Source organism: Streptomyces sp. NPDC093089 (assembly GCF_044754405.1).
Lineage (GTDB): Bacteria > Actinomycetota > Actinomycetes > Streptomycetales > Streptomycetaceae > Streptomyces.
In genome coordinates this window covers 1-24,422 of the sequence record NZ_JBIVPA010000023.1, presented here as the reverse complement: position 1 = coordinate 24,422, position 24,422 = coordinate 1, and the positions used below count along the sequence as shown (strand labels likewise).

Annotated in this window: 24 protein-coding genes; 15 read left to right on the top strand and 9 right to left on the bottom strand. The window is 71.5% G+C overall.

The features are described 5' to 3' along the window. Positions 1 to 2: 2 nt before the first annotated feature. The gene (locus tag ACIQFX_RS36865; RefSeq protein WP_033203710.1) at positions 3 to 335 is read right to left on the bottom strand and encodes a hypothetical protein; all 333 of its coding nucleotides are present in this window, start codon (positions 333 to 335) and stop codon (positions 3 to 5) included. A 137-nt stretch (positions 336 to 472) separates the two neighbouring features. On the opposite strand from ACIQFX_RS36865, the gene ACIQFX_RS36860 reads away from it, so the two are divergent. The 3 genes from ACIQFX_RS36860 to ACIQFX_RS36850 all read left to right on the top strand — a co-directional run bounded on the left by ACIQFX_RS36860 (position 473) and on the right by ACIQFX_RS36850 (position 2,433). Next, positions 473 to 1,267: a GntR family transcriptional regulator gene (locus ACIQFX_RS36860; protein ID WP_402472430.1), complete on the top strand. Its 795-nt coding sequence runs from the start codon at positions 473 to 475 to the stop codon at positions 1,265 to 1,267. Beyond that, positions 1,264 to 1,944 (top strand): YdcF family protein, encoded by a 681-nt coding sequence (locus ACIQFX_RS36855; protein WP_402472427.1) that lies wholly within the window; start codon positions 1,264 to 1,266, stop codon positions 1,942 to 1,944. Before ACIQFX_RS36860 ends, ACIQFX_RS36855 begins: the two co-directional genes overlap by 4 nt. A 150-nt stretch (positions 1,945 to 2,094) precedes the next feature. Next, positions 2,095 to 2,433, top strand: a complete 339-nt coding sequence (locus tag ACIQFX_RS36850; protein ID WP_051786986.1) for a hypothetical protein — start codon at positions 2,095 to 2,097, stop codon at positions 2,431 to 2,433. Positions 2,434 to 2,992: 559 nt separating this feature from the next. On the opposite strand, the gene ACIQFX_RS36845 is transcribed toward ACIQFX_RS36850, so the two are convergent. Then, entirely contained in the window at positions 2,993 to 3,751 is a 759-nt protein-coding gene (locus ACIQFX_RS36845) for a DUF6928 family protein (protein WP_402472424.1), read from the bottom strand. A 382-nt stretch (positions 3,752 to 4,133) separates the two neighbouring features. On the opposite strand from ACIQFX_RS36845, the gene ACIQFX_RS36840 reads away from it, so the two are divergent. The 5 genes from ACIQFX_RS36840 to ACIQFX_RS36820 all read left to right on the top strand — a co-directional run bounded on the left by ACIQFX_RS36840 (position 4,134) and on the right by ACIQFX_RS36820 (position 10,428). Beyond that, the gene (locus tag ACIQFX_RS36840; RefSeq protein WP_402472423.1) at positions 4,134 to 4,598 is read left to right on the top strand and encodes a hypothetical protein; all 465 of its coding nucleotides are present in this window, start codon (positions 4,134 to 4,136) and stop codon (positions 4,596 to 4,598) included. Positions 4,599 to 6,008: 1,410 nt separating this feature from the next. Then, positions 6,009 to 6,461: a hypothetical protein gene (locus ACIQFX_RS36835; RefSeq protein WP_402472422.1), complete on the top strand. Its 453-nt coding sequence runs from the start codon at positions 6,009 to 6,011 to the stop codon at positions 6,459 to 6,461. A 175-nt stretch (positions 6,462 to 6,636) separates the two neighbouring features. Then, entirely contained in the window at positions 6,637 to 7,146 is a 510-nt protein-coding gene (locus ACIQFX_RS36830) for a hypothetical protein (RefSeq protein ID WP_402472420.1), read from the top strand. A gap of 609 nt (positions 7,147 to 7,755) precedes the next feature. Then, a complete protein-coding gene (locus ACIQFX_RS36825; RefSeq protein WP_402472418.1) occupies positions 7,756 to 8,049 on the top strand; it encodes a hypothetical protein in 294 nt (97 codons plus the stop codon). A 195-nt stretch (positions 8,050 to 8,244) separates the two neighbouring features. Continuing rightward, positions 8,245 to 10,428 carry a restriction endonuclease gene (locus ACIQFX_RS36820; protein WP_402472417.1) on the top strand — a complete coding sequence of 728 codons (2,184 nt, stop codon included), beginning with the start codon at positions 8,245 to 8,247 and terminating at the stop codon, positions 10,426 to 10,428. 84 nt (positions 10,429 to 10,512) lie between these two features. Here ACIQFX_RS36820 and ACIQFX_RS36815 read toward each other — a convergent pair whose 3' ends face one another. Next, positions 10,513 to 11,901 carry an NAD(P)/FAD-dependent oxidoreductase gene (locus ACIQFX_RS36815; protein ID WP_402472415.1) on the bottom strand — a complete coding sequence of 463 codons (1,389 nt, stop codon included), beginning with the start codon at positions 11,899 to 11,901 and terminating at the stop codon, positions 10,513 to 10,515. A 270-nt stretch (positions 11,902 to 12,171) separates the two neighbouring features. On the opposite strand from ACIQFX_RS36815, the gene ACIQFX_RS36810 reads away from it, so the two are divergent. The 4 genes from ACIQFX_RS36810 to ACIQFX_RS36795 are packed head-to-tail and all read left to right on the top strand — an operon-like array spanning position 12,172 to position 14,248. Next, entirely contained in the window at positions 12,172 to 12,354 is a 183-nt protein-coding gene (locus ACIQFX_RS36810) for a hypothetical protein (RefSeq protein WP_402472413.1), read from the top strand. A gap of 9 nt (positions 12,355 to 12,363) precedes the next feature. Then, positions 12,364 to 13,404, top strand: a complete 1,041-nt coding sequence (locus ACIQFX_RS36805) for an aminoglycoside phosphotransferase family protein (protein ID WP_402472411.1) — start codon at positions 12,364 to 12,366, stop codon at positions 13,402 to 13,404. A 19-nt stretch (positions 13,405 to 13,423) separates the two neighbouring features. Beyond that, positions 13,424 to 13,903 carry a GNAT family N-acetyltransferase gene (locus tag ACIQFX_RS36800; protein ID WP_402472409.1) on the top strand — a complete coding sequence of 160 codons (480 nt, stop codon included), beginning with the start codon at positions 13,424 to 13,426 and terminating at the stop codon, positions 13,901 to 13,903. A 9-nt stretch (positions 13,904 to 13,912) separates the two neighbouring features. Beyond that, complete coding sequence (locus ACIQFX_RS36795; protein WP_376488612.1) at positions 13,913 to 14,248, top strand: hypothetical protein; 336 nt, start codon at positions 13,913 to 13,915, stop codon at positions 14,246 to 14,248. A 104-nt stretch (positions 14,249 to 14,352) separates the two neighbouring features. Here the strand turns inward: ACIQFX_RS36795 and ACIQFX_RS36790 are convergent, their stop codons facing one another. Then, entirely contained in the window at positions 14,353 to 15,354 is a 1,002-nt protein-coding gene (locus ACIQFX_RS36790; RefSeq protein ID WP_402472406.1) for a zinc-binding dehydrogenase, read from the bottom strand. Positions 15,355 to 15,483: 129 nt separating this feature from the next. After that, positions 15,484 to 16,716, bottom strand: a complete 1,233-nt coding sequence (locus ACIQFX_RS36785; RefSeq protein ID WP_402472404.1) for a phytoene desaturase family protein — start codon at positions 16,714 to 16,716, stop codon at positions 15,484 to 15,486. A gap of 136 nt (positions 16,717 to 16,852) precedes the next feature. Between ACIQFX_RS36785 and ACIQFX_RS36780 the strand changes: the two genes are divergently transcribed. Next, the gene (locus tag ACIQFX_RS36780) at positions 16,853 to 17,521 is read left to right on the top strand and encodes a pentapeptide repeat-containing protein (protein WP_402472401.1); all 669 of its coding nucleotides are present in this window, start codon (positions 16,853 to 16,855) and stop codon (positions 17,519 to 17,521) included. Positions 17,522 to 17,987: 466 nt separating this feature from the next. Here the strand turns inward: ACIQFX_RS36780 and ACIQFX_RS36775 are convergent, their stop codons facing one another. The 4 genes from ACIQFX_RS36775 to ACIQFX_RS36760 form a co-directional block, all read right to left on the bottom strand. Beyond that, positions 17,988 to 18,488 (bottom strand): hypothetical protein, encoded by a 501-nt coding sequence (locus tag ACIQFX_RS36775; RefSeq protein ID WP_402472398.1) that lies wholly within the window; start codon positions 18,486 to 18,488, stop codon positions 17,988 to 17,990. Positions 18,489 to 18,645: 157 nt separating this feature from the next. Further along, positions 18,646 to 19,878 (bottom strand): FAD-dependent monooxygenase, encoded by a 1,233-nt coding sequence (locus ACIQFX_RS36770; protein ID WP_402472396.1) that lies wholly within the window; start codon positions 19,876 to 19,878, stop codon positions 18,646 to 18,648. A gap of 135 nt (positions 19,879 to 20,013) precedes the next feature. Next, the gene (locus tag ACIQFX_RS36765; RefSeq protein ID WP_017242455.1) at positions 20,014 to 20,634 is read right to left on the bottom strand and encodes a response regulator transcription factor; all 621 of its coding nucleotides are present in this window, start codon (positions 20,632 to 20,634) and stop codon (positions 20,014 to 20,016) included. Further along, entirely contained in the window at positions 20,634 to 21,803 is a 1,170-nt protein-coding gene (locus tag ACIQFX_RS36760; protein WP_402472394.1) for a sensor histidine kinase, read from the bottom strand. The genes ACIQFX_RS36765 and ACIQFX_RS36760 overlap by 1 nt, the downstream gene beginning before the upstream one ends. 220 nt (positions 21,804 to 22,023) lie before the next feature. Between ACIQFX_RS36760 and ACIQFX_RS36755 the strand changes: the two genes are divergently transcribed. Continuing rightward, entirely contained in the window at positions 22,024 to 22,563 is a 540-nt protein-coding gene (locus ACIQFX_RS36755; RefSeq protein WP_402472391.1) for a heme-binding protein, read from the top strand. Between the two features lie 219 nt (positions 22,564 to 22,782). After that, positions 22,783 to 24,267: a M1 family metallopeptidase gene (locus ACIQFX_RS36750; RefSeq protein WP_402472389.1), complete on the top strand. Its 1,485-nt coding sequence runs from the start codon at positions 22,783 to 22,785 to the stop codon at positions 24,265 to 24,267. Positions 24,268 to 24,422: the final 155 nt, after the last annotated feature.

Here is a 24,422-nt window from a genome sequence, read left to right as displayed (position 1 = left end):
GGTCAGGCCCCCATCGGGGTCACGGCGACGGCGCGGAACGAGATGCCGTGCCGGGTCTGGCCGTTGAACGTGTTCTCCCAGTCCCGGGCCTTGAGCCCGATGACCGACACCGGCATGCCAGGGGCGAGGCCGTCGGGGAGGCCGGTCTCCGGGATGGTCACCTGGTAGAGGTTGCCCTCTCCCTCGTCGGAGATGAGGAGTCCGACCGTGGAGAGGCCGGCGCCGGTCTCCCGGTCCATGGCGCGCTCGCCGGTCTGCTTGCTGACGAGCTTCGGCGTGGGAGCCGTGGCCACGAACACCACGGCGGTAGAAAGGTCGATCTTGAAGGACGGCATCTGCACTCCCTACGTTGTTGGACAGCCCAAAGAGGAACCGCCAGCACTCGCTGTCCTAGGACTACGAGCGGCTGAGTAGATAGTGGCCCGCTGTCCTAGGACTGTGTTTGACTTGTTCTCGTTGAGAGGGGTACGTGATGGCGCCCAAATGGCGGGAGCTGGCAGACAAGCTGGCCGAGGAGATCAGGAGGGGCGAGTACGCGCCAGGGCAGCGTTTGCCGCAGATCAGGGACCTGGTCGATGCTGGCGAAGGCTCCAAGGCAACGGTCAATGCCGCCTACAAGGCACTAGAGGCGGAAGGTCTGGTCACCTCAACGCGCGGCCACGGGACTGTCGTACGCCAGCAAGTTCCTCTCAAGCGACTCGGCATCGCCCGGTACGACAAGGCGAAGTGGCGAGACGGCGACGAAGTCGCGTTCATCGCTGACCGGGTCGCCTCCGGCCGGGCGTACCGCCGCAACGAGCAGACCCAGACCGTCAACCTTGTCGAAGCTCCGCCCGCTGTGGCCGCTGCCCATGGTCTGGAGACGGGAGCCCCGGTCTACGCACGGGCCCGGCTGGTCAAGGAAGGCGATCAGCCGACGCACACGCTGACCAGCTACTACCGCCCCGAGCACGTTGAGGGCACGCGCTTGGTGGATCCGACCCCCGGTCCGGCCGGCCGAGGCGGTGGCTACCGCGTGCTGTACGACGCGGGGTACGAGATCGACCACATGAAGGAGGCACTCTTCGCCCGCACACCCACGGCGGACGAAGTGAAGTTCCTTCAACTTCCGCCCGGCGAGGCTGTGGTCGAGCTGCACCGGACGACGTACACGGCTGACGGCACCGTGGTCGAGTTCGCCATCGGCATCCACGCCGCCTCCCGCTTTGCGTGGGAGTACGACTTCAAGGTCCCCGACTCCGCGAAGGGCAAGGAAGCTCAGCGGTGATCTCCACACAGGACTGGGCCGACACCCAACGCCTCTGGGACTACCACCAGATGGGCCACACACCCCGGCCCTGCTCGGTGGCGATCGGGCTCGGCAGCCACGACCTGGGCGTGGCCGACACCGCAGTCGACCTGTATAGGCGCGGCATGGCCCCACTTCTCGTGTTCACCGGAGCGACAAGCCCGACCACACGCGAACGCATGCCCCGCGGCGAGGCCGTGCACTACCAAGAGCGAGCGATCGAGCTGGGTGTTCCCGCCTCAGCGGTGCTGGTGGAGCCGCGAGCCCGGAACACCGGCGAGAACATTCGCTTCTCCCGGGACCTCCTGAACGAGGCCGGCATCACCGTGTCCTCCGTCCTGCTGATCAGCAAGCCGTACGAGGAACGACGCGCCTACGCCACGGCGCGAAAGCTGTGGCCGGACGTCGAGATCGTCAGCGCCTCAAGCCCGATGACGCTCCAGGACTACGCCGACTCCATCGGAGACGCCCGCTTGGTCATCGACATGCTCGTGGGAGCCCTGCAGCGGCTGCTGGTATACCCGGAGCAGGGATTCATGATCAGCCAGCAGGTGCCCGCCGATGTGCTCGACGCGTACGACCGTCTGGCCCAGAGTGGATACATAAGCCGCTTGCTGCGAGATGACGAGGGTGAGGTCCTCAAGCCCACCGTCTAGGAGCTGTGCGGTCCATCATGGCTGTCTGGCGGTCTGGACAGACCCGTGCCGCGTGCAACTCTGTCTCGTGACCTGACCTGACCTGACCTGCGACAGTCGGCAGCCGCACGAACTTGCCCGCCCGGCCGGAGCACCATGCATAGTGTGCGCATGGATCGATTCGTGGGTCAGGCGAGCCTGGAATGGTGGGCCAATCACGCGACGTGCCTTGAGAAGTACGCCATCGACGTCACCAACACCTTCCACACGGCCAGCATGTGGCAGGCAACCGGTCGGCATGCTCATGTCCTCGACACGGCCCAGCGGGAGGGCTGGGACTTCTTGATGGAGATGGACCCCTACTTCTCCGTTGTTTTTCCCGGCGAGGACAACAGCGGGATCTTCGTGAGAGTCCTCGAGGCAGAGGATGGAGCTCTCACGCTCATGGAGGTGCCGAAGGGCGGATGGTCCGATGAACAACACCCTGACCTCCCTGAGCTCAACCCTTAGCTGAAGCAGTTGTTACAAGTTTCTCTACCTCATCAAGGCACTCGCCGCGCACGGCGCGGCGCGTGCGGCCCGTCGCCCGGGCCTGCGCTCCTGTCTACGCCCCGCTCCAGCCCGGCCGCCGGCCGCACGCCTGACGGCTCGGGTTGATGGGCAGCAGAAGCAGGCCTTCGAGCACGGCAACCGTCACATGGCACGCGTAGCCACGAGCGCTGCCGACTGCGGCCAAGACGGGCGACCCAAAGACGCCAGCAGCGAGGAAGGGGTGGCCTCTTGCGCACGGCGGGCCGACTGCCGGGCCTGAGGAGGGCCGGGCGCCGTACCCCCGCAGTCACGGATGACGGAATCGTGAGGCGACCGCACCACCGGGAAGGGGCGGGTGGGGAGCAGCTGCTGCCGCGATGTGGCGGAGGCCGGTGTGGTCGCTCCGCGTCGGTACCGGTCGCATCGTGGCAGACGAGCGTGTCGTGCAGCCGCCTTCCAGAGGCTCATCGACCTTCCGAGCGCGCTCAGTCCCAGCCCAGACAGGACAGCCAGAAGCCGACTAGGGCGCCTCGCAAAGCTAGAGGCTGTCCTGCTCGACCAGCGAGCCGTCAGGGCCCATCCTGTAGATCCGTGGCGGCCCCATTCTTTCCATGGCCTTCCGCAGTTCCGCTTCCTTTTCAGCGGCGTCAGGAGCCTGCGGGTCCGTCACCCGGAAGCCATACAGTTCGATGCTGTCGGCGTCCACGTCCTCGGGCACGGGACGGCCCTCCTGGATGAAGCCGCAGAGCGCACGTAGCGCGTCTTCTCCAAGTTCCAGGGGATGGAAGGGCAAGGCGTACGGCTCCTCTTCCTCACCCGGCCAAGGAATGACGTCCGCCGGACGGTCCCCAGCCCAGTAGGGGAGTTCAAAAGAGAACGGTTCTCCGATGTTCTCGATGATCCCGTGGTCTGGGGACAGGCTCAGAGAGCGGATGAGGCGTCCGTCCTCCCATACAGCGAATGCCAGCCAGTCGACCACACTGTGCATGGCATGCAGGACCAACCGTCGGCCGGCACTCGCCGCCACAAGGTGCTTGGGAAGCTGTGACGGGAAGTCGATCATTACGCGCTGATCGCAGATGACCTCTACGCCCGGCCAGCTCGCCGCATAGGCCGTCCCGTCGGGGGGATACACGCCCTCCCCCAGGGGCGAGCCCCCAGCCTCTTCGATCTCACAGCCCGGATACAGGCGCCGCATCATGCGATTCGCCTCCTCCAAGTCCGCCGCACCCACCTGTCGCAGCAGACCCGGCACATCGCCGTCGGCATACACGAGCAGACCAGTCTTGGCTCCCAAGGCCCCTCCCCAAAGCGCAACGCTCAATCGTGGCTGCACCGTACCCCCCGCCTCTGACAGCAGTGGATCAACGGGTGGTCGTGCCCTTCCTGTGCCCGTTCAGCCGGGAAACCACGGGGAACACAGGTTGCCGACAGGCAAGCTCACACGAACGGCCCCTGACCGTCTTGGCTGGTCAGGGGCCTCTCATCTGGCGGTGGGTGTGGGATTTGAACCCACGGTGACTCGCGCCACGACGGTTTTCAAGGTCGCTCGTGCGCAGAGGCTCGGTGTGGCCCGCAAGCCCTGTCTCACGCAGAGGCTCTGCTCCCCCTGGTATGCGACGCAGCCGCTCCTGTGGAAAGCGATCACAGACTGCCTTCAGCCGTGATCTTCTACAGGGGTGGAAGCCATAATCGCCAGCGCCATCGCCGTCTTGGGCACGCTGCTTGGTTCGGGGATCACCCTGGGAGTCCAGCGGCGCACCACTGAGAGAGGCCACCAGTTCACACGGGACGAGAAGCTGCGCCAGGAACGACTGGACGCATACACGGCCTACGCGGCGGCTTTGATCAACTACCGGCGGTGTCTCGTGCATCTTTGGTTTTGTACGCATGAGCAGCCTCCTCCGGAAGCCGCTGAGGCTGTGCAGATCCGGGCGTACGACCTCAGGTCCAGGGCCCAGGAGGCCCTGTTCCGCATGCAGATGCTCACCGACGATGAAGAGCTGAGCCGTGAGGGTGAAATCTTGCTGGCTGAGATCACGGCCGTGCACAAGACAGACAGCCGGTCAGAGCTGGATGAGCGAAGGACGCACACACGGGACGGCATTGCCCATCTAGTGAGGGCGGCGAAGCAACGCCTCTGAGGTCAGCTGCCTGGCGGTCGGGCCGAATCTGGGCCATGAGGGGTCGTTGAGCGGTGAGTGTCTAACTGCGTGACAACGCCGACGAACAGCGGCGGACGAGCGCGAACGTCTGCGGACCATCAGTGCAGGTGAGAGGTGCACCGGGCCAGGGCGGAACTCGCCCCCGAGTTGCTTCGGGACGAAGAGGTCACCGTGCCATTTCCGTGCCAGGTGGGACGGGGAACTACGGATAACGACGGGTGCCGAGAAGGGACGCACGGCTCGACTCGACACCCGTTTCCGCAGCTCACAGCGCCTATCAGGCGCCAAAGATCGGTGATTTCCAAGCTCAGGGCGTCGCCCCCCTACGCGGTAGCCACCTGACACACGGTTCTGTACCGTGCCCCCTATGACCGACAACCAAAGGGGCAATGCCGCGTAGGCGCCCCTCAGCCCTGCGGGGCGACACTCCTGTCCGCCCCCTGCGGCGACGGTATCCGCCCATAGATCGCCTTTCCGGGTCTTGCACGGCCGACCTGCGTCGGCTGGAACGTACCCGCTTCTGGCCCGAAGCCGCGGAAGAAGCGTTCTGGCACTGGAAGGCCCTTGCCCACGGTCCTCTCAGGCAACTCGTGAACCCACGTGCGGGTTCTGGTTGTGGCATCCCTGAGTGCGGGTGCTACGGCGCTGGCTTCCGCGAGCAGCTTGAAGCCGTGCTTCGTGCGCTGCCAAGGAAGAGCGCGCGTGAGTTGCGCGCCCTCGTGTGGGCCCTCGATGAGAAGGTTCTGGCGCGGGCCAAGGTCATCCCGGCTGACAGGCTGGAAGCGCCCTGGTCGCTGGGCCAGTTCTAGGCCCTGTGTGGCCGTCTCAGTTTCCGTCTCGTTCAGCCCCGTTCACGGTCGTTCAGGCGCGACTCAGAGCCGCCCCCGCATGGGCAGTCAGCCGGTCATGAACGCAGGTGAACGCCCCTACACATCTCCGCTCACTCCACCAACAGACTTGGAAACCGTGCGTGCGGCCGGTGCTGGCAGGGCACTCTTGGCCATCGGCGGAGCCTGACTGTCGGTTGGGTCCCGGGCTAGCACCGGGTCGCCCCCGAACAGAGCCAGGGATGCAGCTGCACTACAGAGCTGGACACCTCGGAAGCCGACCGCGCGCAGGCAGACGCTATCCAAGGGCACTAACAGATGCCAGCGAGGACCGTGCCACATCCGTGCCAGATCGGGCGGGGAACCACGGGGAATGAGGGTGGCTGTCGGGCTCCGGGGTATCGATTAGCTCTCGCAGTGTCTGCGCAGGTCAGGCGTGGCCCCGCCCTCCCGCTCTTGTAAAGCGGGGGTCGTCGGCGGTGGTGCTCGGCCGGAGACGGCCGCGAGCGCGCGGAGCGGAATACGGATGCCGGCTCCCGAGCCTGACCGGCATGATCACGCCATGTCGACCGATGTCAGCGGAACGATCGAGTGCCGACCGGGGGCCCGGGTGTGGGGTCCGGACGACGAGGACGCAGTCTGGGAAGCAGGCATCGACCTCTTCCTCCTCAACAGAGGCAACGCCTACGACGGCCTCGCCTGCCTCTTCGGCATCCGCAACCACTTCGGCTTCCGCCCGCTCGCCGAGGACCGCGGATTCCCGCACGACGCGTCGGAAGGGCTGCGGAGGGACTTCGCGGGCTACGGCGGTCCTGACTCCGTCTACGGGACGACATGGCTGACCTGGGCCGAGCTCTTGACTGCCGACTGGCAGGAGACGGACGCCTCCGGCACACGGACACGCGCGTCAGCCGCAGGACCCGACACCGACTGGGGCCGGGTCTGGAGCGTCATGCGCCTCCTCAGCGAGGTCCACGGCGAGGAGAACGTCCGTCTCGTCGTCTGGTTCTACTGACCCCACTTCTGTCCGTACCGTTTGGCCGCGCCGGCCCTTCGGAGCACTCAGGAGCGGTGGACGTCGAGGGGCTCTACGGGGCGGCCGGTGCGGGTGGCGAAGACGTAGCCCGTGGCCGGTCGCTCCGTATGTCGCCTTCTCTTTCTGCCTCATCCGGTGCGCTACGCTCCGCGCCATGAAGCTGAAGAGGGTGGCTATGCCGGTTCTCGTCGGCGCAGGCGGCATGGCCATCATCGCGGCAACGGGCGTATGGGCGCTGTCGGGTGGGCTCTACGGCTGCACCAGAGCTGACCAAGAACTCGCGCCCACTCTGGCGTCCCTGTCCATCCTCGACGCGCACCCGAGCCGAACGCGGTCCAAGGACGAGCGGTACTCCGGATGCGACGAGGACGACGGGTTCGCCTACGCCGGGCAGTACTACCGATACGCGACATCCCGGGCTGACGTGCAGTCCTTCTACCGCCAGGCCGCCGCAGAAGACGGCTGGCGACTCGAGAGCGCCAATCCTTCGCCATCCCCGGCACCTGGCGGCCTCGCGGTCGACACCTCAGCGCTCTGTTTCGAGAAGCCCGTCGCGGGCACCACCGCCCACCTCAGTGTGTGGTTCCCCAGCGATCTCGGCGACAGCGCCGGCACATACGGCCTGGACGTCACGGCCAGCCATGACGGATCTGCCTGGTGCTGACCCGCTGTGCCGCTCTGCCGGCCTTGCCCCGGTAGCGATGTGAGGCATCAGCCGCCCCGAGATCACAGATGACGGGCGGGGTGGCCGCTTGCCGTTCAGGGCGGGCTCCAAGCACGTCCGCACTGATCCACGGAGCGCACATGAACGCGGGTGAACGGTCTCGTGCACCGGCTTCCACTGCATCAGCAGACCTGGAGAGCGTGCGCGCGGCCGGCGCCGGCAGGGCAGTCCTGGCCATCGGCGGAGCCTGGTCGTCGGTTGGGTCCCGGGCTTGCACCGGGCCGCCCCCGGACAGATCCAGGGATGCAGCCGCACTACAGAGCTGGACACCTCGGAAGCCGACCGCGCGTAGGCGGACGCTATCCCGAGGCACTGACAGACGGTGGCGAGGACCGTGCCAGATCCGTGCCGGGTCGGGCGGGTGGTGGCGGCCGTGCATCCGGGAACGCCGTGGGCGTGGGGCTGATCGGCACGTGGTCGATGGGGTCCCATGGCCCCCCGGTCTGCCCTTCCGACCCCTGGTGGCACCGGGTGCGTCGCGCGGAGGATCGGAGGTGAGGGCAGGTCGCCCGGCGAGGCGCGGAGGGGTGGGGCGAGGAGGCGAGGGCGATGGACGAGCTCGGGCGAGCGGATTGGTTCGTCATCGGCGTCACGGGGATGGCGCTGGCCGCAGCCACCCATGCCGCGGTCGGTGCGGCACACATCGCCAGGGAGGTGCTGCGGGCCCCGAGCGACGGGAACTCCGGGTCGGACGGTTCGGACGGTTCGGACTTCCGGGCGGACAGCGGCCCCGGCGGCTGGATCCTGTTCGGCACCTTGATCCTTGCGAGCGGAGCCATCTACCACTTGGTGTCCGGCGTCAGGGCGGTCGCCAGGGAGGTCGTGCACGTGGCGGCTCGATGATCGGGTCGGCCGGCGTCGGGACACGTATCCCGGCGCCGGCTTTTTCGCGTGATCACGGCCGGGTCGCCTCGCGCGTGCTGAGGGTGGGGTTTTTCGGGGTGTCGGGTGGGTCCGTCCGGGAGAATCGGGGGTGGCGGGCTTACGGGGTCGGCGGGGGCGTCAGGGCGTGGGGTGTCGTGGGGAGGGGTGCGGAGGATGAGTCGGCGTTCCGGTGGGGTGCTCGGGGTGTGGGCCGAGCAGCAGCGGATGGCGCAGCGGCAGCGGGAGGGGCAGCAGCAGGCGGTGCTGCGGCAGCAGCGGGACGCGGAGCGGGTGGAGCGGGAGTACGCGCGTGACGTCGCGCGGATGCAGCGGGAGCAGCGGGCCGCGTACCGGCGGCAGAGGGACGCGGACGCGTTGCGGCGGACGCACGAGATCGACCAGCGCGTGGCCGTGCTCGGGTCGTTGCTGGTCACGGGGTGCCGGGCGCCCGCCTTCGGCGTGGAGGCGCTGCGCCGGGCGGAGGAGGTCGAGCCGTTCGCTCCCGGGCCGCTCGGGGAGCCCGCCGCCATGCCCGACCCGCGGCACTACCAGGCGCAGGGCGCCTGGACCGCTTCCGGGCGCGCGCAGGCCGAGCGGGACGCCCGGGCCCGGTTCGAGCGCGACTGGTACGCGGCGCAGGCCGCCGAGGCACGTCGCGTCGAGCAACTGGCCGCCTACCGGCGGGAGTACGACAGCTGGGCGGCCGGCCGACTTGCCGAGATACGGGCCCACAACAGCGGCGTCGCCGGGACCGTCGAAGCCATGCGGGACGGGGAGCCGGAGACCGTCGTCGACTTCTTCTCCGCCGTGCTCTTCGCGTCGACCGCCTGGCCCGAGGGCTTCCCCAGGGAAGTCTCCGCCGCCTACGACCGCAGCGGGCGGGCGCTGGTCCTCGACTGGGACCTGCCCGGGTACGAGGTCGTCCCCGAGGCCAAGGGCGTCAAATACCTGCCCAGCACCGACCAGGAGAAGGAAGTCCCGCGCCCCGTGACCCAGCGGCGCGCGCTCTACCGGGACGTACTCGCCCAGAGCGTGCTCCTCGCCGTGCGGGAGCTGTTCGCCGCCGACCGGTTCGGCGCGCTGGAGGGAGTCGCGCTCAACGGCTACGTCGGCGGCGTCGACCCCGCCACCGGACTGGCCTCCCGGGTCTGCGTGGCCACCGTCGACGTGCGGCGGACCGATTTCGAACGGCTCAACCTCGAACTCGTCGCGGCCGTCGAATGCGTGACCGGCGCGCTCGGCGGACGCCTCTCCGCCAAGCCGGACGAGCGCGTCGCCGTCGCGCCGCTGCTCGTCCCCGACCAGGTGAGCGCGGACGTCGTCGTCCAGGGGGACGGCGAGGAACCCGACCTCCTCGCCATGGACCCCGTCGCCTTCGAAGGACTCGTCGCCCAGCTGTTCCGGGCCCGCGGCCTCCAAGCCGTGACCACCAGCCGTTCCAACGACGGCGGCGTGGACGTCGAGGCGCTCGACCCCGACCCGATCAGCGGCGGCTCGATCGTCGTACAGGTGAAGCGCTACCGGAACACCGTCCCCCCGACCGCCGTACGCGACCTCTTCGGCACCGTGCAGGGCGCCGGAGCCAACAAGGGCGTCCTCGTCACCACGTCCAAGTTCGGCCCCGGCTCGTACGCCTTCGCCAACGGCAAGCCCCTCACCCTCATATCCGGCACCGAGCTCGTCGACCTGCTCCACCAGTACGGGCTTCGGGGGAGGTTGGGACCGGGGGCGAGTGGGTCGAGTGGGGCTGCTGGGGTGAGCGGGGTGGACGGGGCCGGTGGGACTTCCCGGGCGTCCGGGACCGCTGGCGCCCGTACCGCCGCACCCGCCGTCTCCGCCGCGACGCCGGCCTCGGCCTCCGTCGAGGCCGACGACGACTTCAACCTGCTCGGGATGGTGTGGTCCGGGTCCGTCGCGCTCGACGTGTGCGCGCTCGTCTGCGCCGGCAACCGGGTCCTCGGCGACGACTGGTTCGTCTTCTTCAACAACCCTGCCACGCCCGGCCGTTCGGTGTCCATGGTGGCCGCCGCGCCGGGCGACCGGGCCGCCGTACGCGTCGGCTTCGACGCGCTCCCCGAGCGGGCCGACCGCCTCGTGCTCGTCGCCGCGGTCGACCCCGAAGTCAATCCGGACGCCGACCTGGGCGGGTTCACCGGGGCCGGCATCCGGCTGCGGGACGACTCCGGGGTCGAGCTCGACCGGCTGGTCGTCTCGGACGGGCGCCCCGGCGAGACGGCGCTCGTCCTCGGCTCGTTCCGGCGGCGCGACGGCGGCGACTGGGACTTCGTCGTCGGGGGGAAGGGGTACCGGGGCGGTCTCGAGGAGCTCGTGGGGGACTTCGGTATCGAGGTGGAGTGAGGTGGGTGGGGTGGGGTGAGGTGGAGTGAGTCGGTCGGGGCTGGCGGGGCCCCGACGGGTGGGGCCCTCGGTTAGGGCGTTCCCTCAGCGCCCGCTCAAGCGGTTCGCCAGGACCGCGATGCGGTCGGTGGTGGCGGTGTGGCCGGTGGATTCGCGGCGGTCGGCGCCGCGGAAGGCGGCGTACATGGTGTGGACGCCGAGCCAGCGGAGGGGTTCGGGCTCCCATTTGCGGACCTTGTGGTCGACCCAGGGGAGGGTGGTGAGGTCGGTGGGGCCGGTCTGGCCGGAGTCCTGCCGGATGAGGTCGCGGAGGGTGCGGGCGGCGAGGTTGGCGGTGGCGACGCCGGAGCCGACGTAGCCGCCGGCCCAGCCGAGGCCGGTGGAGCGGTCGAGGGTGACGGTGGCGCACCAGTCGCGGGGGACGCCGAGGACGCCGGACCAGGCGTGGTCGACGCCCACGCCGGCGAGCTGCGGGAAGAAGCGGACGAGGATCTCGCGGAGGTCCTCGATCGTCTGCGGCTGGGTGCGGCCGTCGTTGTCGGTCTTCGAGCCGTAGCGGTACGGGACGCCCCGCCCGCCCAGGGCGATGCGGCCGTCGGCGGTGCGCTGGGCGTACATGTAGGCGTGGGCCATGTCGCCGAGGGCCTCACCGCCCGCCCAGCCGAGGGAGTCCCACTGGGCGTCGCTGAGGGGCTCGGTGACGATCATCGAGGAGTTCATCGGGAGCCAGGTGCGGCGCTGGCCGTCGAGGGAGGCGGTGAAGCCCTCGGTGCAGCGCAGCACGTACGGGGCGCGGACCGTGCCGTACGGGGTGACGGCGTGCTTCGGCTTGATCCCGGTGACGGGGGTCGATTCGTGGATCGTGACGCCGAGGGCCTCGACGGCGGCCGCGAGGCCCGTGACCAGCTTGACCGGGTGGAGGCGGGCGCCGTGCGGGGTCCAGGAGGAGCCGACGGCGCCGGTGACGCGGATGCGGTCGGCGGTCTCGCGGGCGCCGTAGAGCTCGCGGTCGGTCTCGCCGAAGACGGTCTCGGCGGCGTGGAAGGCCTTGAGGCGGGCGAGCTGGGCGGGGGAGAGGGCGACTTCGAGGACGCCGCCGCGGTGCTGGTCGGCGTCGATCTTCTCGGTCTCGCAGACGTCGAGGACCTCGGTGACGGTGGCGTTCATGGCCTGCTGGAGGCGGACGGCGGCCTCGTGGCCGTGCAGCCGGGCGTAGCGGTCGCGGCCCGCGATGCCGTTGTAGAGCCAGCCGCCGTTGCGGCCGGAGGCCCCGTACCCGCAGAACTTGGCTTCGAGGACCGTGATGTCGAGGAACGGGACGGCCTTCTTCAGGTAGTAGGCGGTCCACAGACCCGTGTATCCGCCGCCGACGATGCAGACGTCCGCGGTGGTGTCTCCGGGGAGCGGTTCGCGGGGCGCGGGGGCGCCCTCCTGCGCGTACCAGAACGAAATTCCGCCGTTGACCGTGCTCATGTGTATCCCTCTTCCGGGTGCGTGGGCGGGACGTTACCCGGGGCCTCGGGCCCCTGGATACGGGTCCTCAGGCGGTGTTTCCCCGGTGGCGCCCGGCCTGGGTCCGAGGGTGCGGACTCCGTGCGGATTTCGTTGTTCCGGAAGGACCCTCCCCTGCCCGTACGCAGGACCCGGCACGCTCTCGCCGCGGCGGCCGCCGTCGGCTTCATCGGCCTTGCCGCGTAGGGGTGTTCGGGCGGCGGGCCGTCTCCCGCGTCCGTCGCCGCAGCGGTGACGGTGGTCCCCGCCGGCCACGCCGACGTCCTCGGGACGCTCCCGGCGGCCGTGGACGGTACGAAGATCGTCGTCGCCTCCTTCCTCGGCGCCCGCACCGGCGGTACGGCACTGCCGGCCGGGGACGCCCTCCACGACGCCCGCCGATTCTCGAAGGCGCTGCGCGACGCCGGTGTCTAGGGTCGTGGGGTGATTCACGTACCCGAGGGACTCGCGGCGTCGCAGGCGAAGTACAACGGGGAGGCCGGGCGGGCGTTCGTCGCCGGGCTGCCGGACCGGGCACGGGAGTTCCTGGACCGGTGGGGGCTGCGGGTGACCGGGCCCTCGATGTACGGGATGGCCTCGCTGGTCCTTCCGGTGGAGCGCGTCGCCGACGGCGGCCGCGCCGCCCTGAAGCTGCAGATCCTGGACGAGGAGACCGAAGGGGAGCCGATCGCCCTGCGCGCGTGGGACGGCGCGGGGGCGGTACATCTCCTCGACCACGACGCCGGCACCGGCGCGATGCTCCTCGAACGGCTCGACGAGACCCGGCCGCTCTCCTCGATCGCGGACACCCGGGAGGCGCTGCGCATCGTGGCCGACCTCCTCGCCCGGCTGACCGCCGTCCCCGCCCCGGAAGGGCTGCGGCGGCTCGGCGACATCGCGGCCGACATGCTCGCGGAGGCGCCGGCCGCCGCGGCGCGCCTCGGCACGGCGGACGCGGCGGTTCTGCGGGACTGCGCGGCGGCGGTACGCGAGGTGGCGGGGGAACCGGGGGATCGGCTCCTGCACTGGGACCTGCACCTGGGGAACGTACTGGCGAGCGGGCCGGACGGGCCGGGCGGTCTGGAGGGGCCCGGCGGGCCGGGCGGGCCGGCCGGGTCGGAGCCCGGGGGCGGTCGGTCGTCGGGCGCTCGGTGGTCGGGTGGCCGGTCGTCGGGCGGTCGGTGGCCGGATGGCCGGTCGGCGGGCGGTCGGGGAGCGTGGCTCGCGATCGATCCGAAGCCGCTGGCGGGAGATCCCGGGTTCGAGTTGCTGCCGGCGTTGACGGACCGCTTCGATCCCGATCCGGGCGAACTGCTGTGGCGTTTCGACCTGCTGGCCGAAGTGGTCGGGGACCGGCGGCGCGCGGTGGCGTGGACGCTCGGCCGGGTGCTGCAGAACGGGCTGTGGGACGTCGAGGACGGCGAGCCGGAGCTCGATGCCGAGCAGGTGGCGCTGGCCCGTATCCTGCTGGCCAGGAGGGCCTGATCCGGGGCAGGCTTGCCCCATGATCCGTCAAGCCACACCCGCCGACGTCCCCGTCATCTACGCCATGGTGCGCGACCTCGCCGAGTACGAGAAGGAACTCGACCAGGTCCACGCGACCGTGGAGCAGATCCACGAGGCCCTCTTCGGTGAGCATCCCGCCGCCTTCGCGCACATCGCGGAGACCGAGTCCGGTGAGGTCGCCGGCTTCGCGCTCTGGTTCCTCAACTTCTCCACGTGGCGCGGTGTCCACGGCATCTACCTGGAGGACCTCTACGTCCGCCCGGAGGTCCGGGGAGGCGGCCACGGCAAGGCCCTGCTGCGCGAACTGGCCCGCATCTGCGTCGACCGCGGCTACGGGCGCCTCGAATGGTCGGTCCTCAACTGGAACAAGCCGTCGATCGACTTCTACGAGTCCCTGGGCGCCCGCCCGCAGGACGAGTGGACCGTCTACCGCCTGACGGACGGGGCGCTTGCGGAGCTCGGTGGGGCGGGGGTGTAGGAAGAGGGCATGGATACGGACATCGAGCAGCGCTTCCAGCGGATCACGGCCTTCATCGAGGCGCGGCTGACTCCGCTCTTCGACCCCGCGAACGGCAGTGACCACGGCTTCGGCATGGACGACACCTCCCGGGCCCTGCGCGCCACCCGCTACACCGTGCAGGCCGCGTCGGCCGTCAACGGCCTCGTGGAGAAGCGCGAGACGGCCCCGGAGCTCCGCCAGATCGTCGACCAGGCCCTGGAGCACAACTGGGACGTGCTGCGCTCCGTCGCCCGCATGTGGGAGGACCACCCGGACTTCCTGAAGGAGTACAAGGCGCACTCCTGGGACGTCGTGGGGGTCTGATCCGGCCCCTGCTTCCCCTCCGATCCCTGCCCCTGCCCCCTGCCCCTGCCCCCTGCCCCTGCCCCCTGTTCCTGCCTCCCGTCGGTGGCGCCTCGTTGCCGTCCCTACGGGACCAGGACCACCTTGCCCGTCGTGCCCCGGTTCTCCAGGGCGCGGTGGGCGTCCGCCGCGTCCGCGAGGGCGAAGCGGTGGACGGCGGGGCGGAGGGTGCCGGTGGTCGCGGCTTCGAGGGCGGCGAGTTCGAGGGCGCGGACGTCACCGCCCGCCTTCTGGATCATGACGGGGCCGAGGACGGACTCCGAGGTGATGGAGCGGGCGGCGAGTTCCTCCCCGGTGAAGGTGAGGGCGCCGGCGTCGAGGCCGGCGCCGGACCAGCCGAAGACGATGTGCTGCCCGCCCTTGCCGAGGAGGTCGACCGCGGCGCGGCCGGTGTCGCCGCCGACCGAGTCGAAGACGACGGTGGCCCGCCGCCCCAGGGACGCCAGGTACGCGCGGACCTCGTCCGCCCACTCCGGACGGGTGTAGTCGACGGCCAGGTCGGCGCCGTTCTCCCGGACGAGCGCGACCTTCGCCGGGCCGCCGGCGAGGCCGATGACGGTCGCGCCGGCGTTCTTCGCGTACTGGACGAGCAGGGTGCCGATGCCGCCGGCGGCGGCCGGGACGATCGCGACCGACTCCGGGCCCAGCTCCGTGAACTGCAGGATGCCCAGCGTCGTACGGCCGGTGCCGATCATCGCGACCGCCTCCGCCTCGCCGAGGTGGTCGGGCAGGGCGTGCAGCCGGGCGGCGTCGGTGACGGCCAGTTCCGCGTAACCGCCGGGATTCATGCCGAGATGGGCGACGACCCGCTTCCCCAGCCACGCCGCGTCGGTCCCCTCGCCGACGGCATCCACCGTGCCGGCGACCTCGCGGCCGGGGACCGTGGGGAGCGCGGTCGGGGCCGGGAAGGGCCCCTGCGCGCCCTCCCGCAGCGCCGTGTCCAGCAGGTGCACCCCGGCCGCCGCGACCCGGATGCGGACCTGCCCCGCGGCCGGTACGGGGTCGGGCGTCTCCTCGTACGTGAGGTTCTCGGCCGGGCCGAAGGCGTGGAGGCGGATGGCGTGCATGGCGGTCCCCTGCGTCGTCGTCGTACGTGCGCCGCCGGAGCGGCTTGACGCGTACAGCCTCCGACCTCAAGCGCGCTTGAGGTCAAGGGTGCTTGAGGTCGAAGGCGCCGGGGCGCTGGCGTGGTCGATCTACGAGGCGCGGGTCGTGTGGCCGAGGTGGCCGACACGATCGAGGTGACTGACGTGATCGGGGTGGTCGACGTGATCGAGGTGGCCGAGGTGGTCGGCGCGGAGGGCGAGGGACACGGCCTCGACGGCGCTCGTGAAGGAGACCTCCGAGAGGACGCCCGGGGCGGCGACCTGGTCACCGACCAGGTACACGCCGTTGCCCCGGTCGACGGCGGGCCGGTCGCGCCAGGTGGTGCCCGGGCGGTCGACCGCACCCGTACGGCCCTGGGAGACCGATGCGCGCTGCCACACGGTCCGCTCGCGCCAGCCGGGGAAGCCGAGGTCGAGCAGCCGCTCGGCGTGGGCGACCCCGTCGGCCTTGGTGCCGTCGGGGCCGATGGGCAGCTGGGCCTGGAGCAACTGCTGCCCGGCGGGGGCGAGCGACGGGTCCTGGGCGGTGAACCGCTCGATCCAGCCGGGCGCGTCCAGGTCGGAGATCACGAACGGGTCGCCCTTCCGGGTCCGCAGCGCCAGATCGAAGAGGACCGTACGGCCGCTCTCCCAGGTCAGCGACGGGTCACCGAGGAGCCGGGCGGCGGACGGCAGGGCGGTGGCGACGATCACGGGCCCGCCGTCGGCCGGCAGCGCGTCGACGCGGGACGAGGTCTCGATGCGGACGCCCATCTCCCAGGCCCGCGCGGCCATCCGGTCGATCAGCTCGCCCCAGCCGCCCCGCGGATAGTGCGCCTCGGGCGGCAGCGAGGTCGCCCGGTGCAGCCGCTCCTGCACGAACCGCGCCGAGAGGGACCCCGGGTCGTGGTGGAAGAGCGCGACCGCGCTGTACGCCGCCGCCTGGCGGGCCGTCCGCTCGCCCACGACCCCACTGGCCCACGTGTGGAAGTCGACGTCCACGGGCGCCTGCTCGGCCGTACGGCGGGCCAGTCGCAGCATCCCCAGCGGCGGGACCCGCCGCACCGCCCCGTCCCGGTGCACGCGGAACCGCATCGCCTCGGTCGGCGGCAGCGCCGCGAGCGCGCCCAGGAGCCCGCGCTGCTTCAGCCAGGTCCAGTGCGGGCCGCCGTCGTACAACGCGTGCGGGCCCTCGTTGGTGCGGTACGGGCCCTCGGCCGTCCGCGCCCGGCCCCCGAGAGTCCGGTGCGACTCGTACAGCGTCACCTTCGTACCGGCCTCGGCCGCCGTGATGGCCGCGGTCAGTCCGCCGAAGCCGCCGCCGATGATCGTGAGCTTCCGCATGTCCGTCTCCCTCGTCCCGTTCGCGTACGCCGGCGCCTGTGCCGGACTCGTGTGCCGGTCTCGTAGGGGGGACGGGGGGCGGGTCCGCGTTCGTGACATCGGAGGCGTTGTCAGTGGCGTACATCACCATGAGGCCATGGCGATCGCACGAAAGAAGAAAGTGGCGGGAGCGCGGCGGCCGGAGGTACGTCTGCCTCCCCTGACGGCCTACGACGGCGACCTCCGCCCCGACGGCGACTACGACGGCCTCGAACTGGCCGGGCTCGACCTCACCGACCAGTCCGGCGAAGGCGCCCGCTTCCTCGACTGCGCCCTGCGCGACTGCGGGCTCGACCGTGCGCGGCTGTCGGGCGCCCGCTTCCTCGACTCCCTCCTCACGGGCGTACGCGGCGTCGGCACCGACCTCTCCGGCGCCCAACTCCGCGACGTCGAAGTCGTGGACGCGCGGCTGGGCGGCGCGCAGCTGCACGGTGCCGTGTTCGAGCGCGTCGTCGTGCGCGGCGGCAAGAGCGACTACCTCAACCTGCGCTCCGCCAAGCTCCGCGACGTCGTCTTCGAGGGCTGCGTCCTGAGCGAGCCCGACTTCGGCGACGCCGTCCTCGAACGCGTCGAATTCGTCGACTGCGTGCTCACCGGCGTCGACTTCACCCGCGCCCGCCTCAAAGACGTCGACCTCCGCGGCGTCCCCCGCCTCGACATCGCCCGCGGCATCGAATCCCTCTCCGGCGCCGTCATCACGACCACCCAACTCCTCGACCTGGCACCGGTGCTTGCGGCGCGGCTGGGGGTGCGGGTGGAGGACTGAGCCTGGGGTGCGGGTGCGGGTGCGGGTGCGGGTGCGGGTGCGGTGCGGGCCTGCTCGGTGGCCCGGTCCGTCCTCGTTGCGGCACAACGGACGACTCGGCCCAGCGAGGCCGGCCCGGCCGGGCGCCCCGTTGCGGGCCCAACGGACGTCGCACCCGCGCCGGGCCCACCCCCGTTGCGGGCAATCGTCCCGCTGCGGCAGCTCCTGCCGCCCCCGTTGTGGGCAATCGTCCGCCAGGGGCGTGGGGGTCCCCCCCCGGACGGAGTCTGGGGGAGGGTGGGCACAACGGACGGTGCCCGTTGCCGGGCCCAGGCCTCCGCGCCCGAACCCGCACCCGGTGCGCGGCTCACTATCGGTGCGGGTCAGGGCCCAGGGGGCGGGGGCGCCGCCGAGGGCGCCGTCCCGTGTGCCCACCCGTCCCGCCCCAGCGGGACGATCGCCCACACGGAGGTGGGCCAGGGGGGGGCTAGGTCACGCGGGGGAAGCGGGCCTGGAGGGACCAGATGGCGGGGTTGTCGGCGAGGCCCTCGTGCATGTCCGTGAGGTCGGCGATGAGGTCGTGGAGGAAGTCGCGGGCCTCGCGGCGCAGCGCCGTGTGGTTGAAGGTGATCGGCGGTTCGTCGCCCGGCATCCAGTCGGCCTCGACGTCGACCCAGCCGAAGCGGCGCTCGAAGAGCATGCGGTCCGAGGACTCGGTGAAGTCGAGTTCGGCGTACTGCGGCTGTGCGGCGCGGCTGCCGCGCGGGTCCTGGTCGAGCTGCTCGACGATGTCGCACAGTGCCCAGGCGAAGTCGAGCACGGGCACCCATCCCCAGGCTGTGGACACCTCGCGGTCCGCCTCCGTGTCGGCGAGGTACACGTCCCCGCAGAAGAGGTCGTGCCGCAGCGCGTGGACGTCCGCGCGGCGGTAGTCGGTCTGCGGCGGGTCGGGGAAGCGACGCGAGAGGGAGTAGCCGATGTCGAGCACGTGACCGATGGTGTCACGGCACCGCACCGGCCACGCACACGAGGACCACCGGACCGGCGCCGGGCTCCGAGCGGCAGGGCCCGCTCCCGTACGCGAGGAGCCCCGCCGGAGCTGGTGGTCAAGGGGCACCGACCCACCCCCGCCCCCTCGCCCGGTGTCAGTGGCGGCCGTGGGCGGCGCGGGCGAGGTGGGGGCCGAGCCAGCGCTTGAGGCGGCGGAGGGGTTGGAGGTGGTCGGCGGCGCGGTCGAGGCGGTAGTAGAGCTGAGGGGGGATGTGGGGGAGGAGAGGGGAGTGGCGCTGGCCGAGGAGGGCGAACATCTTGGCGGGTTCCAGGGCCATGTAGCGGGGGAGGTTCTCGTACCACTGGGCGCTGTAGCGGGCGGCGCTCTGGGCGGAGACGAGTTCGGCGCGGCGGCGCTTGCCGTAGGTGGTGAGGGCGGCGTCGAGGTCGGTGTGGCCGCGGAGGGCTTCCGCGAGGGCGAGGGCGTCTTCGAGGGCGAGGGTGGTGCCGGCGCCGATCGAGTAGTGGGTGGTGTGGGCGGCGTCGCCGAGGAGGACCAGGTTGCCGTGGTGCCAGGTGCGGGTGGTGAGGGTGCGGAAGGTGAGCCATTGGGCGGGGGCGTCGGCGCGGTCGCGGCCGATGAGCTCGTGGCCGTCGAGGAGGTCGTGGAAGAGCTTTTCGAGGAGGTTCAGGCTGTCTGCCTCGCCGCGGGTGTCGAGGCCGAGGCCCCGCCATGTCTCCGGGGAGCATTCGACGACGCAGGTGGAGCGTTCGCCGCTGAAGCCGTAGGCGTAGCACCAGATCCAGCCGTGCTCGGTCTCCTTGAAGGCGAAGCTGAAGGAGTCGAACACCTTGGTGGTGCCGAGCCAGATGTAGTGGTTGCGGCCGCTGGTGACGGTGGGGCCGAAGCGGTCGGCGTGGGCCGCGCGGAGCGCGCTGTTGACGCCGTCGGCGGCGACGACGAGGTCCGCGCCGGCGAGTTCGGGCGCCTCGGGGCCGGTGACGTCGTGCTCGAACTCCACCCGGACGCCCAGTTCCCGCGCGCGGTCGGCGAGGAGTCCGAGCATCCGGCGCCGTCCGATGCCGAAGCCGGCGTCGCCACGGTGGACGGTCCGCTCGTCGCGGACGATCGCGACGCCGTCGGTCCAGGTCACGGACGCTTCGGCGACGGCCGCCGCGGACTCGGGGTCCCCCGCGCGCAGCTTGTCGAGGAGTCCGGCCCAGTACGTGACGCCCCAGCCGTACGTGGAGCCCTCGGGGTTCCGCTCGTACACGGCGATGTCGTGGGTCGGGTCCTGCCGCTTCAGCAGGATCGAGAGGTAGAGGCCGGCGGGGCCGCCGCCGACGATCGCGAGCTTCACGTGCGCTCCCACGGAGAACCGATGCATGACACCGTGCGGTCAGGCAGTAGCGCACAGTAGCAGCGAGGGGCGTTCCGGAGGGCGTGTCGACGCGGTGGTCCACCCGTCTCAGGGAGGTGGGGCGGGGCGGGGTGGGGCGGGAGGGAGGAGTGGCCGTCGCTCCTACGGCAGCAAGCGGCGTTCCTTCGCGACCGCTACGGCGCCGGCGCGGGTGTCGACGCCGAGTTTGGCGTAGATGCGGCCGAGGTGGGTCTTGACGGTGGCTTCGCTGATGAAGAGGGCGCGGGCGATCTCGCGGTTGCCGAGGCCGCGGCCGAGTTGGCCGAGGATGTCGCGCTCGCGGTCGGTGAGGCTCGGTCCGGCGGCGCCGCGCATCACGTCCATGACGCGGCTGGCGACGGGCGGGGAGAGGGCGGTGCGGCCCTGGGCGGCGGAGTGGATGGCGGCGAAGAGCTCCTCGGGCCGTTCGGCCTTGAGGAGGTAGCCGGTGGCGCCGGCCTCGATGGCGCGGGTGATGTCGGCGTCCGTGTCGTACGTGGTGAGGACGAGGACGTGGACGCCGGTGGGTGCGATCCTGCGGGTCGCCTCGACGCCGTCGATGCCCGCGCCGAGCTGGAGGTCCATGAGGACGACGTCCGGCTTGAGCTTGGCCGCCATGGCGACGGCCTCCTCGCCGCTGCCGGCCTCGCCGACGACCTCGATGTCGGGGGTGCTGCCGAGCAGGGCGAGCAGCCCGGCGCGGACGACGACGTGGTCGTCGCAGAGCAGGATGCGTACGGACATCAGGGCTCCAGGGTGAGGGGGATGGCGGCGGAGAGGACCGTGCCCTCGCCCGGGGCGGATTCGACGGTGAGGGTGCCGCCGAGTTGTCGGGCGCGGACGCGCATGGCGGGCAGGCCGTGGCCGCGGACGCCGCCGGGGGTGTCGGCGGGGTCGAAGCCGTGGCCGTCGTCGGCGATGTCGAGGACGACCTGGTCGTCGAGGTAGGTGAGGGTCAGGGCGGCGGATTCGGCGCCGGCGTGTTCGCGGATGTTGGCGAGGGCGCCCTGCGCGATCCGCAGCAGCGCCGACTGCACCCGCTCGGGCAGCGGTACCGCGGTCCCGTCGACGCGGAAGGCCGCCGACTCGCGGCTGGCGAGGCCGCGCAGCGCTTCTTCGAGGCCGCCGCCCTCGGCGAGGTCGGCGGGCGCCAGGTCGTGGACGAAGCGGCGCGCCTCGGCGAGGTTGCGTTCCGCGATGGACTCGGCCGTACGGACGTGGCGGCGGGCCGTGGCCTGGTCGGTGTCCCAGGTGCGGTCGGCGGCCTGGAGCAGCATCTGCTGGCTGGACAGGCCCTGGGCGAGGGTGTCGTGGATTTCCATCGACAGCCGCTGCCGTTCCGCGAGCGTGCCCTCGCGCCGCTCGATGGCGGCCAGTTCGCGGCGGGTGCGGATCAGGTCGGCGATGAGGGCCCGCTGTCGTGCCGCCTGCCGGTCGGAGTAGACGAACACGCCGGTCGCGATGGCGGCGACGGCCGGCGGGGCGACGATCAGGTTGGGGTCCCAGCCGCCGTGCGCGAGCTGCACCTGGGCGAAGACCACGAACGCGGTGAGCAGGCTGACCAGGCCGAGCGCGGCCCGCGCGGGGAGGGTGCGCAGCCCCGTGTAGAAGAGCGGCACCGCGCACCAGGCGAAGCTGGGCGCGAGGACGACGAGCACGATCCAGACGGCGACGACGGTGCACAGCCAGGCGATCCTGCGCGGGGCCGCCCGGGTGCCGACGACCGGGCCGAGGAGGTAGAGGGAGGCGAGCGCGCCGGACAGGGCGATGATCCACGGGCTGCGCTCCTCCCAGGGGTGGCGCAGCAGGAAGCGGGCCAGCGAGGCGCCGAGGAGGAGGAAGAAGGCGATGTGCATGACCCGCGCAAGCCATCGGGTGTCCGGGTCGTGGTCCTGCTCCGTCGGCCGTGTCACCGCGCCACCTCCTTGCCCCCTGACCTGGGGTTATCTGTCCATCCTGGCCCGCGGGGACCACAGCGGCATCAGCCGATCGGCTGACCCGGCCGTCCTCCAGTGTGCGCGAGGAGGGCAGCCGGTACGTGGACCGGCGGGCCCCGGTCCCGGCCACAGGATGGATTCCAGAGCGAACGAACGAACACCTTCCCCGCAGCGCCTCACCCTCACGGAGTCCGTCATGAAGAAGATCCTCTTCGGTGCCACCGCCGCCGCCGTCATCGCCGCCGGTACGTTCGGCGCCGTCTCCGCGAACGCCTCCGCCCCGGCCGCCGCCGCTCCGACCGCGATCACGGCCGACGCCGGCAACGACAACCTCCAGACGTCGACGCACCTGACGATCGAGGCCGCGACCAAGGCCGCCCAGGCCACCCTCGACGCCGCCGAGAAGGAGAACCAGCGCGTCTCCGTCGCCGTCGTCGACCGCAACGGCAACACCCTCGTCACCCTCCGCGGCGACGGCGCCGGCCCGCAGTCCTACGAGTCCGCCGAGAAGAAGGCGTACACCGCCGTCTCCTGGAACGCCCCCACCTCCGTCCTCGCGGGCCGCCTCGCCAACGCCCCGACCCTGAAGGACATCCCCGGCACCCTCTTCCTCGCCGGCGGCGCCCCCGTCACCGCCAAGGGCGCCCCCATCGCGGGCATCGGCGTCGCCGGCGCCCCCTCCGGCGACCTCGACGAGAAGTTCGCCCAGGCCGGCGTCGCCGCCCTCGCCAACTGAGACCGCGGGTGACCGAGCCGGTCGCCGGTGGACGACAGAGCCGCGGGTGACCGAGCCGGTCGCCGGTGAGCGACAGCGCCGCGGGCGACCGGTCCCTCGGTGATGCGGCCCCCAGCTGGTGGTGGCGCCCGCCCCCCCGCCGGGCGCCGCCGCCGTTCACGGGTGGCCACGGTCCGTTCCGTACGCGCCCGGTTCGAGTGGGTTGCTTAGGATCGGTACGTGACCCAGCGCCACCGGACCGGAGCCGCAGCCGCCCTCGTCGCCCTCGCCCTGTGCGCGGGCGGGTGTACGGCGGCCACCGGCGGTGTCCGCGGCACTCCCGGGGCCTCCGGGCTGCGCGATTCGTACTTCCCGAAGCTCGGCAACGGCGGTTACGACGCGGTGCACTACGCCCTGTCGCTGGCGTACGACCCCGGCACCGGGCGGCTCGACGCCACCGCCGCGATCACGGCCCGCGCCACCCAGGACCTCAGCGCCTTCAACCTCGACCTCGACGGGCTGACGGTGACCGGGGCGACCGTCGACGGCGCCCCCGCCGCATACAACCGCGCCGGGCACGAGCTGACGCTCCGGCCGCACGACGAGATCCCCGAGGGCACGGAGTTCCGGGCCATCGTCACGTACGCGGGCGTGCCCGAGGCGATCACCGACGCGGACGGCTCCGCGGAGGGCTGGCTGCGGACGCCCGGCGGGGCGGTCGCCGTGGGCGAACCGCAGGGCTCCATGACGTGGTTCCCCGGCAACCACCACCCCTCCGACAAAGCCGCGTACGACATCACGCTCACCGTCCCGGCCGGCCTCGACGCGTTCTCCAACGGGGTGAGGACGGAGCGCCGCACGGGCGCGGACGGCCGCGTCACCAGCGTGTGGCACTCGGCCGAGCCGATGGCGAGCTATCTGGCGACGGTCGCGATCGGCCGGTACGAGACGGGCGCGGCGACGGCCGATGCCGACGGGGACGGCGGTGGCACCGACACCGGTACCGGCTCCGCTTCCGCACCCGGCTCCGCGTCCGCTTCCGGCGACGGCCCCGGCGACCGCTCCGTGCCCGTGCTGACCGCCGTGGATCCCGCGGTCGCGGCGGGCAGTGCCGCGCTGCGGGACGAGATCCCCGTGATCCTCGGTCGGCAGGCGGAGCGTTTCGGCCCGTACCCCTTCTCCGCGGCCGGGGTGATCGTCGAGAAGGACGGGACGCTCGGCTACGCCCTGGAGACGCAGACGCGGCCCGTGTTCCCCGCCGCGTCGTTCGACCGGACGACGCTCGTGCACGAGATGGCCCACCAGTGGTTCGGGAACTCGGTCACGCCCGCGACCTGGCGGGACCTGTGGCTGAACGAGGGCTTCGCCACGTACGCCGAGTGGCTGTACACGGAGGAGTACGAGAACGTGCCCGCCCGGACGCACTTCGAGCGGGCCTTCGCACAGGACGCCAACTGGACGTTTCCGCCGGCCGCTCCGCCCGCCGCGGAGAACCTCTTCGACGCGCCCGTGTACCAGCGCGGCGCGATGGTCCTGCACAAGCTGCGCGAGACCGTCGGCGACGACGCCTTCGGCGAGATCCTGCGCGGCTGGCCCGCGAAGTACCGTCACGCCAACGCCACCACGGACGACTTCACTGCCTACGCGGAGAGCGTGTCCGGCAAGGACCTCGACGCGCTGTGGGACGTCTGGCTGTACGGCGACGGCCGACCGGCCAAGCCTTAGACCGGTAGGGCCTTTACGCCGACCGGGCCTTGCGTCTGCCAAGCCTTGCACCGGCTCGCTCCTAGATGAATGAGTCCGATGTTCGTGCTGGTCGCGACCATGGCGAAGGGCGCCCGTTGGTCAGTGTGTGAAGACAAACCTGGACGCCCTTCTGG

Bases quoted from the DNA above. Each gene is read 5' to 3' on its own strand.
- ACIQFX_RS36865 (WP_033203710.1), bottom strand. From the start codon at position 335: ATGCCGTCCTTCAAGATCGACCTTTCTACCGCCGTGGTGTTCGTGGCC.
- ACIQFX_RS36860 (WP_402472430.1), top strand. From the start codon at position 473: ATGGCGCCCAAATGGCGGGAGCTGGCAGACAAGCTGGCCGAGGAGATC.
- ACIQFX_RS36850 (WP_051786986.1), top strand. From the start codon at position 2,095: ATGGATCGATTCGTGGGTCAGGCGAGCCTGGAATGGTGGGCCAATCAC.
- ACIQFX_RS36835 (WP_402472422.1), top strand. From the start codon at position 6,009: ATGTCGACCGATGTCAGCGGAACGATCGAGTGCCGACCGGGGGCCCGG.
- ACIQFX_RS36830 (WP_402472420.1), top strand. From the start codon at position 6,637: ATGAAGCTGAAGAGGGTGGCTATGCCGGTTCTCGTCGGCGCAGGCGGC.
- ACIQFX_RS36825 (WP_402472418.1), top strand. From the start codon at position 7,756: ATGGACGAGCTCGGGCGAGCGGATTGGTTCGTCATCGGCGTCACGGGG.
- ACIQFX_RS36820 (WP_402472417.1), top strand. From the start codon at position 8,245: ATGAGTCGGCGTTCCGGTGGGGTGCTCGGGGTGTGGGCCGAGCAGCAG.
- ACIQFX_RS36815 (WP_402472415.1), bottom strand. From the start codon at position 11,901: ATGAGCACGGTCAACGGCGGAATTTCGTTCTGGTACGCGCAGGAGGGC.
- ACIQFX_RS36800 (WP_402472409.1), top strand. From the start codon at position 13,424: ATGATCCGTCAAGCCACACCCGCCGACGTCCCCGTCATCTACGCCATG.
- ACIQFX_RS36795 (WP_376488612.1), top strand. From the start codon at position 13,913: ATGGATACGGACATCGAGCAGCGCTTCCAGCGGATCACGGCCTTCATC.
- ACIQFX_RS36790 (WP_402472406.1), bottom strand. From the start codon at position 15,354: ATGCACGCCATCCGCCTCCACGCCTTCGGCCCGGCCGAGAACCTCACG.
- ACIQFX_RS36785 (WP_402472404.1), bottom strand. From the start codon at position 16,716: ATGCGGAAGCTCACGATCATCGGCGGCGGCTTCGGCGGACTGACCGCG.
- ACIQFX_RS36780 (WP_402472401.1), top strand. From the start codon at position 16,853: ATGGCGATCGCACGAAAGAAGAAAGTGGCGGGAGCGCGGCGGCCGGAG.
- ACIQFX_RS36770 (WP_402472396.1), bottom strand. From the start codon at position 19,878: ATGCATCGGTTCTCCGTGGGAGCGCACGTGAAGCTCGCGATCGTCGGC.
- ACIQFX_RS36765 (WP_017242455.1), bottom strand. From the start codon at position 20,634: ATGTCCGTACGCATCCTGCTCTGCGACGACCACGTCGTCGTCCGCGCC.
- ACIQFX_RS36755 (WP_402472391.1), top strand. From the start codon at position 22,024: ATGAAGAAGATCCTCTTCGGTGCCACCGCCGCCGCCGTCATCGCCGCC.